The sequence below is a fragment of the Paenibacillus sp. F4 genome (genome assembly GCF_002894905.1).
Taxonomy (GTDB): Bacteria; Bacillota; Bacilli; order Paenibacillales; family Paenibacillaceae; genus Paenibacillus; species Paenibacillus polymyxa_B.
This window is the reverse complement of sequence record NZ_POVS01000009.1, coordinates 705,918-718,323: the sequence shown is the minus strand read 5'-3', so window position 1 is coordinate 718,323 and position 12,406 is coordinate 705,918. Positions and strand designations below refer to the sequence as shown.

Here is a 12,406-nt window from a genome sequence, read left to right as displayed (position 1 = left end):
ATGCTGATCTGGATACGACGGACTAATGGGCTTCAATATTATTTATGGGGAGGATCAATGCATTGAAATTAAAAGAAGTGCTCTTAGGCACCCACAGTTTCGAAGCAATGAAAGCTTTTTACGGCTCTCTCTTGGGTTTGCAGGTTGTGGAGGAAGGTTCTTCGCGGTTGTCGTTTCAAGTAGGGGAATCGGTTCTTGCTTTTCAGGAATCCTCCCACATGGAAAATGAGTTTTACCATATTGCCTTTACGATTCCAACGAATAAATTCATAGAAGCAAAACAGTGGGCCATCGACCGTGGAATTTCATTGATTTCAAGACCTCAAGAAGATGAGTTTTTTTTCGAAAACTGGAATGCAACAGCGCTTTACTTCTATGATCCGGATCATAACCTTGTCGAGTTCATCGCTCACCATACACTCAACAACGCAGTCACTGAAGCTTTCGGACCCAACTCTCTACTTCGTATAAGCGAGATCGGTCTTCCTGTCGATGATGTCCCCGAAGTATCTAGGATAATCACCGAAACGTTCCAACTTGATTCATGGGGAGGGGCTGGACAGAAATTCGCACCGCTAGGGGATGTAGAAGGATCATTTATAGTCATAGACAAGCAACGGCTTTGGTTTCCTGATGATAGGCTTCCAGCCGTATTTAACACCAGTGTCTTGTTTGAAGCTCCATGCTCTGCCAGTCTTTCACTTCATAATGGTCTGTATAAGTTGAGATCAAACTGAGTTAGGGCTTCGTAATATATATAAGCTGAACTTAAAAGTTTCATATAGTGCTACTGCGCAGACGGATAGTGCTTCCCATCGCCACCACCCCCGGATTTCTGGAATAAAGCTTACGATAAGGGGAAATCCGGGGATCATAATACATACAGGAGAGAATATATGAAAATTAGACTACTTAATTCAAATGAAAAATATCCAATAGAGCTCTTGTTACTAGCTGATCCTTCGCACCAACTTGTTGAGGAATACTTAAAAAGAGGGCAGTGTTTTGTAGCAGAGATTGACCATCATATTGTTGGAGTCTATGTTCTTTTACCTACAAGACCTGAAACAGTTGAGTTAGTGAATATAGCAGTATCAGAAGATATGCATGGTAAAGGAATAGGCAGACAATTAGTAACACATGCAATTGAAACAGCCAGGGCACAAGGTTATAAAACGATGGAAATGGGTACAGGAAACTCTAGCATTGGACAGTTAGCTCTCTACCAAAAATGTGGGTTCAGAATTGTTGGTGTAGATCTAGATTACTTTGTCAGACACAACTATCTAGAAGAAATTTATGAGAATGGCATACAGTGTAGAGATATGATTCGTATGTCTCAGGATTTATAGAGCTTAAATTCTTTGCAAGCCCTTCAAAGGTATCTTAAGTAAGGTTCTGAAAGGTATATGATATTGTGCCAAAAGATGGTACAATAAATTGCGGAAAGGCTATACAATCATTGGATTGCAATAGTCCTTTTTTAATAAGTTGATATCCTACTAAGTTCCTGATAAGGGGTGGTTACTTTGTACAACACAACAACCACGATACTCACAGAGATAACAAAACATATGAAAGATAAAGATTTAATACTTAGTGATCTTGCCAGAGAGGCAGAAATGAATCCGGGTACCATGAGCAGTATTATTAATGGGAACCGCACTCTTTCAGTGGATCAGCTAGACCGAATTACAAAAGCAATGGGGCATCCCGTTGGCTATTACTACGAACGGTATGTGTCTGAGTATTTAACAGAGGCTAATCCGAATTGGCGTCGAATGAGTCCTTTTATACATAATTGTGCGAAATTGAACAAACTGGACTGCATTCATGATGTGGTCAATCTATTAATGGATAAGTTGGGCTATTCAGAATCATTATTTGAGCTTGCCGAAGAATTATTTCATGAAAAAATGTACCAAGCGGCAGCCATACTTTATGAAAATGTAGCTGTAAGTGAGAAAAAACAATACTCAGAACGCCTCGCTATGTGTCAGTACCGCTTGTTCCATACGAGGCAAGGAGACAATCAAGAGAAAAACTATGAAGCGGCAGTTCAATTTGAAATATATGTTGACCGACTAGATGAGATAGATCAGTTAGAAGCGTTAAAAGATTTGGCGAATACATATCGTTCGTTACGTAAATGGGACAAAGTAGAATTGTTCGCTAAAGCTTTGGGAGACAAAGCTAAAATTCAATACAAACTGGAACAACAGCGGCATCATGTGAAAAAAGAAAATTCAAAGAAACCAAGTTTTCCTCTGTTTGCTTATTGGGCATTCTCACATTTACTTCGTGCAGAAGCTTGTGAAGCGAGGAAAGACTATGAGCAAGCACTCCAGCACACTTATGCTTATGCCGATTTAAGTTGGGTGAAAGATACGGATGAAACTGCTTTGAAGTGGAAGAGGCAGTATGAAGAGTGGGCTGTGGGGAATACCTATTTGAATAAGATTCTTGCAGGCGAGATAAACGTTCTATCTGATTATGTAGTTTATATATCATCAAGAAAAGATGAGATTCTTCCGGCACTTGATATTATCGTCGATTCGGCTAATAGATACCACATTGATGTAGATGATATTTTAAAGCAATTTAATGAGGACATTTCATCTTTTCTGGAGCAACAGAAAGTTGAAAGCTTTTATACTAGACGATTCATAACAGAACGTTTTATGCATTTTTCGAAGGAATTATCAGTCTACTATTTGACCAAAGGAAGATTTACTGATGGTTTTAAATTTTTAATAAGTTGTTTGGAAAAATCTACATTAATCAATAATAAATCGTATATAATTAAGTGTATGCGGCTGTATGAGTCTTATCGAGAGTATGCATCAACTGAGATAAAGGTAGCATACAGAAATTTGATTAATGAGGTGGAAAAGGATGAAACGTAAAATAATTTTAACCGTACTGGTAACGAGTTTTATGTTATTGACAATAGTAATTCCTCGAGCAGGCTATCAAGACATTGAACATAGCTATCAACCTGCACAGCATGGTGAAATGTAATTATTTCTAACAGGAAAAAGACGTTTGGTATTTAAAGAAATTAAATGGTATAGATTGTTAAACTCAATGGGTAATGAAACAGGTTAGATGGAATGATCCGTCTAGCCTTTTTATTGCGTGTTTTGCTGTATATAAGCAATATGAGGAAATCTTCTTTTGAGAAATATATGTAAAAAGTGCAAAAATGTTATGTATGCTGTTGTAAACAACTGAATGGTATATGACTTTGTTCCAAAAGGCAATGATGGACTAAAGTAATTCTTACTAACTGTTTCTCATTACATGGTTTAATTATGTATCATATGCCGAGTCTACGTTGAAAGGGTGGTTTATCTATGGAGATCACACCTACGATTAGAGCAGAAGTACAAACCTATCTGATACGGAAAAGCTTAACCATGACCGAGTTTGGTCACATGATTGATTTGAATGTAGGTACAGTTAGTGGCATTGTGACGGGCAACCGGTCTATTTCTGTTCACCAGCTAGATCGTATCACTATGGGAATGGATTTACCACCGGATTATTTTTATGAACGTTATATTGATGAATGTATTGAGGAAGAACCGCTCAACTGGCGAAGAATCAGTCCTTTTTTGTACCGCTGCGTGGAGCTAGGACGACTTGATTGCTTGCGAAGAGTTGTAGGTATGTTGCTAGATAATCCTGTTTATCTTCCTTCACTTTTTGAAGTAGCCGAGGATTCTTTTAAAAAGGGTAATACTGGAGCAGCGGCGTTCCTTTATGAAAACGTGTCAGAAGGGGAAAAGTATCAGTATTCAGAACGATTGGCGGTTTGCCAGTATCGATTGTTTACGATTCGTGTTGGAAACGATCAAGAGAAAAACTATGATGCAGCCATTCAATTTGAGCCTTACGTTGATCGATTAGATGAGGTAGATCAGTTAGATGCCTTAAAAGACTTGGCGAATACATACCGCTCGTTACGAAAATGGGATAAAGTAGAACTATTCGCTAAAGCAATGGGAGACAAGGCAAAAATTCAATACAAACTGCAACAACAGCGGCATCATGTACACAAAGACAATTCGAAGAAACCTAATTTTCCTTTGTTTGCGTATTGGGCATTCTCGCATTTACTTCGTTCACAAGCATGTGGTGAGAGGAAAGACTATGAAAAGGGACTTCAACACATTAAAAAATACGCTGATTTAAGTTGGGTTACTGATACAGATGAAGAAGCTTTGAAATGGAGAAAAAAGTACGAAGACTGGGCAGTAGTAAACACGTATGTTAATAAGCTTCTTTCTGGCGATAAGAGCGTTCTTTCTGATTATGTAGCTTATATTTCTTCAAGAAAAGATGAGATTCTTCCCGCACTTGATATTATGATTGAGGCAGCTAACCGATACCATTTTGATGTAGATAATATTTTAAAGCAATTCGAAGAAGAAATCATCTCCTTTCTGGAGCAGAAAAAAGTTGAAGGATTGTATACTCAACGATTCACAACGGAGCGATACACTCATTTCGCAAGGGAATTGGCGATCTATCTTTTGCGCAAGGGGAGGTTTTCAGAAGGCTTCACATTTTTGTGTAGCTGTTTGGAAAAGTCTGCTGAAGCTAATAATAGAATACAAGCAATCAGATGTATGAGGTTGTTTACACATTTTAAAGAACATGCATCTGCTCATACGAGGGCAGTCTATGGAAATCTAATTAAAGTGGTTAATGAAGAGGAAGAGTAAGTTGATTCCACCCTACTAGTATCCAGTTTTATGTCAGTAGCATTAGTAATTATGATCCAACTGGACAATATAGAGGAATGTTGGAATAAAATAGTCTCAAGTTTAAGATCACAATAGACCTAGAAAATTAACTATGATCAAGAGGTTAGATGGAATGATCCGTCTAGCCTTTTTCATATCGTTTATTTTGCTCTACATAAATAAGCTTCTAGAAGTGACTTAGCGTGGACTTTTATCTGTAAATGCTTATTCGATCATTGGAAGATTATCATTGAAAGATTATATAATGTGGAAAGTAGTATTTTAATAACAAGACATATTGCCTATTTCCTTCATTTCCCTTATGATAATTGCACTACTACCAAAGAAGGAGATATATATGAAGAAAGCTATTCTACTACTATTAATGTTTGCTATCTTAATTCCATCACAAGTATTAGCAGCAAAAGCTACAAAAGCTATGTCAACAAGTGAAATCGAAAAAATATACTTTGAGAATTACAAAGATCGTGTAAAAGAAATTAAAGTTGCACAAAAAAAACTTAATGTTGCTCTGGGGGCAGAAGTTCGTGAGTTAACTCAGAGATTAAACCAAGCATCTGCACGTTATAAAAATGAAGTGAAAAATAAGTCTAGTAAAGCGGTAATAGCTCAATCCAAGGCTGACTGCGATAAATTAAAGAAGCAGCTCAGCGTGGCTAAAGTGGAACTAAATAAAACAGTTAAAAATTACAAAAAAGAAAGTGAACAAGCATTAAAGGATATTGCAAATCAGAAAGCAGACCTTATAAAATTCATTAAGAATCACACAGCAGGAAAAGATAAACTTACTGAGTCTCAATTTAGCAAACAAGTTAATGGAGATATTATGTCGATTGACGGCTCATTTACTGGCATTTTAAAAATGTTGACGGAAGCTGAATAATGGCGAGTAGAGGCAGCAGGTATCACCTGTTGTCTTTTTAATTTAGGCTTAGAATGGAAGTTATTGTTGGAGACTTTGGATTGCTGTGGAATGGGGACAAAGAGGATATATGGATGAAATAAATTTGTTCGTTTTTATATAATGAAGTACGATTAGTGAGGAGAAAAATTTATGAATCGTAAGTTTTTTATCATGGCTTTGATAAGAGGTATTTTCGGGTATTTCCCTTGTGGGCTGGGAGTTGCAGTATTATTGGAGGCTTATAGCAGATATAGTCTAAGGTTTTTTTTAATTGGAGCTACATGTTTCCTTATCGGGGGATTGGTGCTTTACTTCACAAGACGCTATGAATCATCAGATTGGTTACTATAGATAAAACAAATATTACATTAGAAGGAGTATATGATGTTATCACCAAAACAAGAAGAGAGCCTTAGTAAATTTATGAGTAAAATTCTTAGGCATACACCAGAACAGTTTGGAATTAAGTTGGATCATGAAGGTTATTGCCACGTGCAAGACTTAATTTCAGCCATTAAATCAGAGAATAGATGGTCGGATATAGGAGAAGCAGGAATTGATCAAGTCGTAACTAATTGTCCAAAGAAGCGATACCACATGGTAAATGGATACATACGAGCGAACTACGGGCACAGTACAGGAAGATTAGATTACAAAGAATCCATTCCACCAACTGCTCTTTATCACGGAACAAATAGCAAAGTAGTTGATAAAATTATTACCGAGGGTATTAAACCAATGGGGAGAAAGTATGTTCATCTATCTGAGACACTTGAATTTGCAACATTGGCAGGTAAGAGACGTGGTGAATTAGTCATTCTTGAAGTCGATACAGTAAAATCGCTGGCTAATAATGTAAAGTTCTATATCGCTAATAATGGGGTTTGGCTTGCCGATTTTGTGCCCCCACAATATTTGAAAAAAATTTAATACTGATATTTTCGTTTATATTAAAAAGAGGCATTTATACAATACTTTTGACATAGTAAATCCGTTTATATCAGTCCATTTGTCACATAATATAAAAGGAAATTTCAGGATAACAGGTGGATATCCCTAAACATCTCCTTCTGATAAGATTATTTCCATCTAAATTAAAATGGACGTGATCAAATGGGGAGAATATTGGTTCCACCTGACAAGCTAGTGGAAGTGGCTGACCAGTTCTTGCATGGTAAACACGAAATGGAACGTATGTTGAATTTACTGAATGGAAGAATTGATTTTGTCCAACAAGGTTGGTCTGGAGCTACCCGCGAGAGGTTTTTTCAGGAATTTCAGGTCTCTAGACAATCCATGAGTGTGACGCTTGAGCGACTTTCTACGGTTGCACAAGAACTCATCTTTATTTCAAAAAACTTCATACAGGTAGATGGAGAAAAAGTCGTACTGGATGTCCCGGGAAATGGTGTACCTATTAAAAACGCATCAAGCGGTGAAGGTTGGTTACATAAGATTTTTGAACAGATTGGACAAGCTGAGATCACCAAGGCTGAAGCCCAGATGGAAGCTAGCAAGCTTCAAGGAGAAATTCTGTGGGATACTGCTCAGGGAGCGAAAGGTGCTATTCAGGAAGATCTAACCTTGGGGATGCTGCCTGACAAAGACCGTGACTATGATCATCCAATGGCAGCTAAAGTAGGTGAAATTCTCGGTCACGTAGCTACGACATTGCAGGGGGCTGGTGAGGTAGTAGCTGGAATAGGTGGAGAAGGATTATCAGTTGCTGTTTCATCCACGGGAGTTGGTAGTATTATCGGAATACCTGGATTGATTGGCTCAGCAGCTTTAGCGGCACATGGAGGTACAACCGCAGTTAAAAGTGCAAGCGGAATAGGGAAGAGCTCAGCGGAATTGTGGCAGATGGCGAAAGGAGAAGGTGTACCTTCTTATGGGAAAAAATCTGTTCCAGCAGGTCCTTATCGTGAAGTTGACAGTTACCCTGTAAAAGTAAAACACGGAGATCAGGAGAAGCATATTGTTGGGACGCCCAACTACAAACAAGACTTAGCCAATGGTAAGAACAAGAGTATTTTCTATGGTGATAACAAAACCGCACAAGAATTACTTGATAGTTATTCTGGAAAAGGTGCTATGTTTAAAGCAGGGCGAGAAAGGATTGATTTCGGAAAACCTATCGGGAAATACTATAATAGAGATACTGGTATGTTCGAAGAAACAACAAAAGGAATTATTCATTACAGTAAAGATGGCGCACATATTGTACCAGCAGCGCCTTAAACCAAGGAGGAATATATGGGATATGATTCTTTGATTAAAGCCATTATTTCAGTACCGAAAGAAGAATTAACTATTCAGTGGGGAAGTGGATTAAAGATTATTGGTACTAGGGACACCATTTATGAAACAAACAATGGTTTAGATGAAGATGATAATGAATTCATTGAATATGATGCTGCGGTTATTGAAGTTAAAAAGATAGTATCTAAGCCGATTAACGACGAAGGAAGTATATATAATTGGTTACAAAAAGGAAAGAGCCCCTTTATTGAAATTTCTCTCCATAACGATCCTCCCAGCATGATAACATCTACTGATGGATCTATTATTTGGAAATATGAATAACTCTGGAAATCCTCAATTGTGTATTTTTCACTCAATCGAGGCTAGATGGGATTATCCATCTAGCCCTTTTGGTTAGTATGGGTTAGAGAGGATTTATGTTTTTTATAGACTGAAAAAATAAAGCCTCATTTAAAGGACTTTTTGTGGTCTGGGTGCTGTGTATGGGTACCACATAAATTGTAAGCACGACAAAGCATATAGTCTCCTATGCTCTAACATTCGTTATAAATTAGTAAGATGCCATTACACCTAAGAAAATTAAAACAATTGCGCTACACGCGATGTAGGTTACACGAATCATGGAAATTCAAAGCAACATCTAGAGTGGCCTCATGAACATGTTTTTGAATGGAAAGAAGATGGGACATTTAAAAGAGTTAACAAGAATTAGGAGGGACTGTTTTGGAATACAATGAATTGGTGGAACGTTTTGAAATGGGGGAAGAGTTTCAGTTCTCCTATAAAAATGATAGCTATTGGATTAGCCAGAATGAAGAAGGGGACTTTCTTACTCGTGAAAGAGACAGTTTTTCGCAGTCGTTTAAATCAGCAAGAGAGTTGTTTGTTAATGGGAAGATTGATGATAAGACTGTTTTAGAGTTGTGGGATAGCATAGAGATTTGAAAAGTACAATTTGAGCCTACTCCTTAACAAAAAATACGAGAGTGAGAGTGGGCCTTTTTAAATAGTTAGCCAATCTGAATAAAGGAGGATGATATTTACATGCTCCAATATCAAACATTACAAGTTGTTGAGCTAGGATAAGGGAATCAAGCAGATGAACAAAATGCCCATCTAAAAGATATTACCGATATTGGAGAAAATAAAAGCGTGTCGTAGTTTTTACTCATAAAGAAACACCTCGAATGAATTTGATTTTGATCTCGTATTCTCGGTGTTCACGTTCTAATTTAAACCCATAAACCACCTAATATTTTGAACGTATCCACGAGTGTCCACACTTACCCGCAAATGCCGCATAAAATATCCCGGCTGAACAAAGAGGAGGTGCATGTAATAACCATGATACACTTGGAACCCGTACAAGTGGGTGAGCATACATTTATTGGAGTCGAAGTCAAACTGCCTAAAACAACGCTGCTAACTATCTCCAACTCCGTGGTTACTCATGTGTGGTGCGTCTAAGATACGGCTACTTCAGGGGATTTAAAATCTCCTTTATTTAAGCCGTAAAATCAAGCAGGACAAGCTTTCATAAATATTTGCTTCGAACCGTTAATTAAGAAAAGAAGCCGTTGCTTGGACGGCTTCTTTAACCTTGAAATTATTCAGGTAAAATCTACTTATTTCCTCTTATACATAAAAAAGTAATTGTATACACCACTCCAGCAAAGAGGCTTAGTAGAAACGAGGTTGATAATGTTCTGAAAATAAAAGTAGAAGTGGGTACCGTATAAAATTCAAACATACCGTTGATCGGAGTACTCGTTGTTGTTGGCCCTTTAATAAAGGAATAGTATATTCCTACAAAAAAACCGTAAGACAAATACTTAATTAGATTTTTTTCGAATTTACTCATTTGTTAGCCTCCAATAACGTTTTTGGAAAAGTAGAATTCTTGTACTATGAAGCCATTCAAAGTAATGTAGGAAAAGTCTATAAATATAGCGATCTTAAAAATCTTTGGTAAGGATGTTTATTGATATTATGTCAATTATATTGTTTTTAATCAAGAAAAAGGAATAATGATGTAATCATCATTACTCAATCTTTGGTGTTAGCCCTATGGATAAAACCCCTGTAACTCTAGGTACACAGCGTCTAACATTAACATTACGTTAAATCCAGTCATATCAAGGCTTATGACAGTTTCTCAAAAGTATAAGGAAAAGAAAACTTCTTATAATCAGGAATTTTATTCTTTTTTCTTCGTGATTCACTAAACCTGGAATGACGTTCAATAAAATGTACAACATATAAGCTTAAAAAATTGGTCTAGGCTCTTTGCATGTCTATGTGAAGCAAATGTTACAAATAGGAAGGCAAAACAAGAAGGAATGCGTATACAGGAGTCAAGAAGAGTCATCCCCCATGGATATGAAGCTATTCGCCTAGCAATAGACATTTCTTTGTTAACAATTTACTATACTTATTCAAAATATATGGGAAATTATACCTATCTGTTGTATTATAAGATAGTGTGAAAAAAGAGCCAAAGTAGCTAAGGAGGAACATTGTTGTCTATATTTGTGATAGTGTGTGTCGTTGTTGTATTGATTGCTTTGGTGTTGCTACGCTTATTTAAGAAGCCTAGAGTTCAGGAACCGTATAAAGTAACGCAGAATATTGACCCTTATAAAATTGGCATTAACGAAATAGACCGTATGGAGGATGGCAAGGACTTTGAAATGTATCTGTTCAGGCTGTTCCAGTGTTTAGGCTATGGTGATGCGTATAAAACACAAGACAGTAGAGATTTTGGAACAGATTTGGTATTTACGGACAGAGAGGGCTACCGTAATGTCATTCAGGCTAAACGGTATGCAATAAGCAATCCTGTTGGTTTGAGCGCAGTTCAGGAAGTTTATAGTTCTATGCGATTTTACAGAGCTAAGAAATCTATTGTCATTACTTCAAGCAAATACACAACTTCGTGTGAACAGTTAGCCAGTTATAATGGAGTAAAGCTGTTGGATCGCAACGATTTAATTAAAATGATTGAGCTATTCAAAGAACAACAGCACAGCAAGGTAAAAGATATTATTGAAGCAGAGCCATACTTGAGTTTAGATTCATGGGATGATTATAGGAATAACAGTAAAGTGATTAAAAAGGATCGCAAGGCTGAAAAGCTTATCGCTTCAGGTAACTAGATACTGGATACTCCCGTAGTAAAACGATGATTTTATATTTAACGAAGAAATTTTAAAATTCCTGTCTCAAAAGGGGCAAATGATGTGGAAATTTCTCAGGTAGATAAGCGTGAGTGGTACAATAACTTGTGGGTTCGATTACTTGTTTTATTTGCTTTTATTTTTATCGTAGATTTGGTCAGTAAAAAAGATAAGCCTGATACTACTAAACCAGTTCAAACTGAGGTGAAGCAAGTAACTTCTAAAACTGAAGATATCCCCAAAAATGCTAAGGTAACAGCAGACCCTTTATCAACATTACCAGCAGATGAAACAGTGTTTAGAGAATATATATCTTACGCTACTGGAAACCCATTTATAAAGAGTGTTTCAATTAAAGACAATAATGTTTTGATTTTATACTATGGCAGTTATTCAGATTATAAAGAAGATAAGCCTGATAGTTTGGTGAAGGACGAAGATTACAGTAATCACCTTGGGACAGAAAATGCAATTCAAAAAATATTAGTTGGTGAAAGTGCTAGGTTATTACGCCAGTTTCACGATTTAAATGCTGTCTCAATGATCTTGCCATTCGATGGGAAAACATATTCAATTGATGTGGATAGAAATAGCCTGAATAAATTCTTGGGATATAAAATTGAAAGCTTGAGTATAAAAGATGGGACTTGGAACGATAAATTTTCAAATCCATACATCTATGATAAATCCAATCGGCAGAAATTCTTTGACACATTCGTTAAAATTAATTAATTGTAAGGGCGTGGGCAACCACGTCTTTTTTGTTTTCTATTTATAGTATAATGAACGTTATAAGATAGATTAAAGGAGCAGTTTCATATATGAATCAAAACCAGCATCACACAATGACCTACACGTTAAATAGCGGTATTAAAGGAATAATCCAATTTATCTGAACAGCCATAATGAGGGATTTCAAATCTTCGCAACACATGGAGGAGCTTAAACGCAAATCAGGTTAAAAGTACGTTCAAAGAATGCATTCCCAAAACAGTTATTGGAGAGAACCAGCAAGTTCAACCAATAAAAATAGGGGGTGCATTTTATATTTGAGTAATCAATATACAAATGGAAATAATCAGCATACTGACAGGGAGTCAAATAATTTTAATCCCTATGCTAAAAAACAGACCGATATTGCTCAGGAACTTGGCATCACGAAGCAGCAGTTACATAACTACAAAAAACTTCTCACTCTTATTCCTGAATTGCAGGATATGGTTGTCGTTACAACTATAAGGTCTTTAGACATAGGTAGAAAGGTTAATCCTTCACATAACAATTAGGAA

General features: G+C 36.7%; 13 protein-coding genes. All 13 read left to right on the top strand.

Going from position 1 to position 12,406, the window contains the following annotated elements; all coding sequences use genetic code 11:
• The first annotated feature begins 62 nt into the window (after positions 1-62).
• Positions 63-737: a VOC family protein gene (locus C1T21_RS10435; RefSeq protein WP_103048177.1), complete on the top strand. Its 675-nt coding sequence runs from the start codon at positions 63-65 to the stop codon at positions 735-737.
• A gap of 159 nt (positions 738-896) precedes the next feature.
• Entirely contained in the window at positions 897-1,352 is a 456-nt protein-coding gene (locus tag C1T21_RS10430) for a GNAT family N-acetyltransferase (RefSeq protein WP_103048176.1), read from the top strand.
• A 222-nt stretch (positions 1,353-1,574) separates the two neighbouring features.
• Complete coding sequence (locus C1T21_RS10425) at positions 1,575-2,906, top strand: helix-turn-helix domain-containing protein (protein ID WP_103048263.1); 1,332 nt, start codon at positions 1,575-1,577, stop codon at positions 2,904-2,906.
• A 450-nt stretch (positions 2,907-3,356) separates the two neighbouring features.
• Positions 3,357-4,730 (top strand): helix-turn-helix domain-containing protein, encoded by a 1,374-nt coding sequence (locus tag C1T21_RS10420; RefSeq protein ID WP_103048175.1) that lies wholly within the window; start codon positions 3,357-3,359, stop codon positions 4,728-4,730.
• A 379-nt stretch (positions 4,731-5,109) separates the two neighbouring features.
• The gene (locus C1T21_RS10415) at positions 5,110-5,655 is read left to right on the top strand and encodes a hypothetical protein (protein ID WP_103048174.1); all 546 of its coding nucleotides are present in this window, start codon (positions 5,110-5,112) and stop codon (positions 5,653-5,655) included.
• 405 nt (positions 5,656-6,060) lie between these two features.
• A complete protein-coding gene (locus C1T21_RS10405; RefSeq protein WP_103048172.1) occupies positions 6,061-6,606 on the top strand; it encodes an RNA 2'-phosphotransferase in 546 nt (181 codons plus the stop codon).
• A 183-nt stretch (positions 6,607-6,789) separates the two neighbouring features.
• Positions 6,790-7,917, top strand: coding sequence for a polymorphic toxin type 50 domain-containing protein (locus C1T21_RS10400; RefSeq protein WP_103048171.1), 1,128 nt, complete (start codon positions 6,790-6,792; stop codon positions 7,915-7,917).
• 15 nt (positions 7,918-7,932) lie between these two features.
• Positions 7,933-8,262 carry a hypothetical protein gene (locus C1T21_RS10395; RefSeq protein ID WP_028542915.1) on the top strand — a complete coding sequence of 110 codons (330 nt, stop codon included), beginning with the start codon at positions 7,933-7,935 and terminating at the stop codon, positions 8,260-8,262.
• A 402-nt stretch (positions 8,263-8,664) separates the two neighbouring features.
• Complete coding sequence (locus C1T21_RS10390; protein ID WP_103048170.1) at positions 8,665-8,886, top strand: hypothetical protein; 222 nt, start codon at positions 8,665-8,667, stop codon at positions 8,884-8,886.
• A gap of 399 nt (positions 8,887-9,285) precedes the next feature.
• Positions 9,286-9,408: a hypothetical protein gene (locus tag C1T21_RS27935; RefSeq protein ID WP_258012418.1), complete on the top strand. Its 123-nt coding sequence runs from the start codon at positions 9,286-9,288 to the stop codon at positions 9,406-9,408.
• 1,052 nt (positions 9,409-10,460) lie between these two features.
• Positions 10,461-11,096, top strand: coding sequence for a restriction endonuclease (locus C1T21_RS10380; RefSeq protein ID WP_023987873.1), 636 nt, complete (start codon positions 10,461-10,463; stop codon positions 11,094-11,096).
• Positions 11,097-11,180: 84 nt separating this feature from the next.
• Positions 11,181-11,849: a hypothetical protein gene (locus C1T21_RS27930; RefSeq protein WP_258012417.1), complete on the top strand. Its 669-nt coding sequence runs from the start codon at positions 11,181-11,183 to the stop codon at positions 11,847-11,849.
• Between the two features lie 317 nt (positions 11,850-12,166).
• Positions 12,167-12,403 carry a hypothetical protein gene (locus tag C1T21_RS10370; RefSeq protein WP_103048169.1) on the top strand — a complete coding sequence of 79 codons (237 nt, stop codon included), beginning with the start codon at positions 12,167-12,169 and terminating at the stop codon, positions 12,401-12,403.
• The last annotated feature ends 3 nt before the right edge of the window (positions 12,404-12,406 follow it).

Coding starts and splice junctions, on each gene's coding strand:
- C1T21_RS10415 (WP_103048174.1), top strand. CDS start 5,110: ATGAAGAAAGCTATTCTACTACTATTAATGTTTGCTATCTTAATTCCA.
- C1T21_RS10420 (WP_103048175.1), top strand. CDS start 3,357: ATGGAGATCACACCTACGATTAGAGCAGAAGTACAAACCTATCTGATA.
- C1T21_RS10395 (WP_028542915.1), top strand. CDS start 7,933: ATGGGATATGATTCTTTGATTAAAGCCATTATTTCAGTACCGAAAGAA.
- C1T21_RS27935 (WP_258012418.1), top strand. CDS start 9,286: ATGATACACTTGGAACCCGTACAAGTGGGTGAGCATACATTTATTGGA.
- C1T21_RS10405 (WP_103048172.1), top strand. CDS start 6,061: ATGTTATCACCAAAACAAGAAGAGAGCCTTAGTAAATTTATGAGTAAA.
- C1T21_RS10400 (WP_103048171.1), top strand. CDS start 6,790: ATGGGGAGAATATTGGTTCCACCTGACAAGCTAGTGGAAGTGGCTGAC.
- C1T21_RS10425 (WP_103048263.1), top strand. CDS start 1,575: ATGAAAGATAAAGATTTAATACTTAGTGATCTTGCCAGAGAGGCAGAA.
- C1T21_RS10430 (WP_103048176.1), top strand. CDS start 897: ATGAAAATTAGACTACTTAATTCAAATGAAAAATATCCAATAGAGCTC.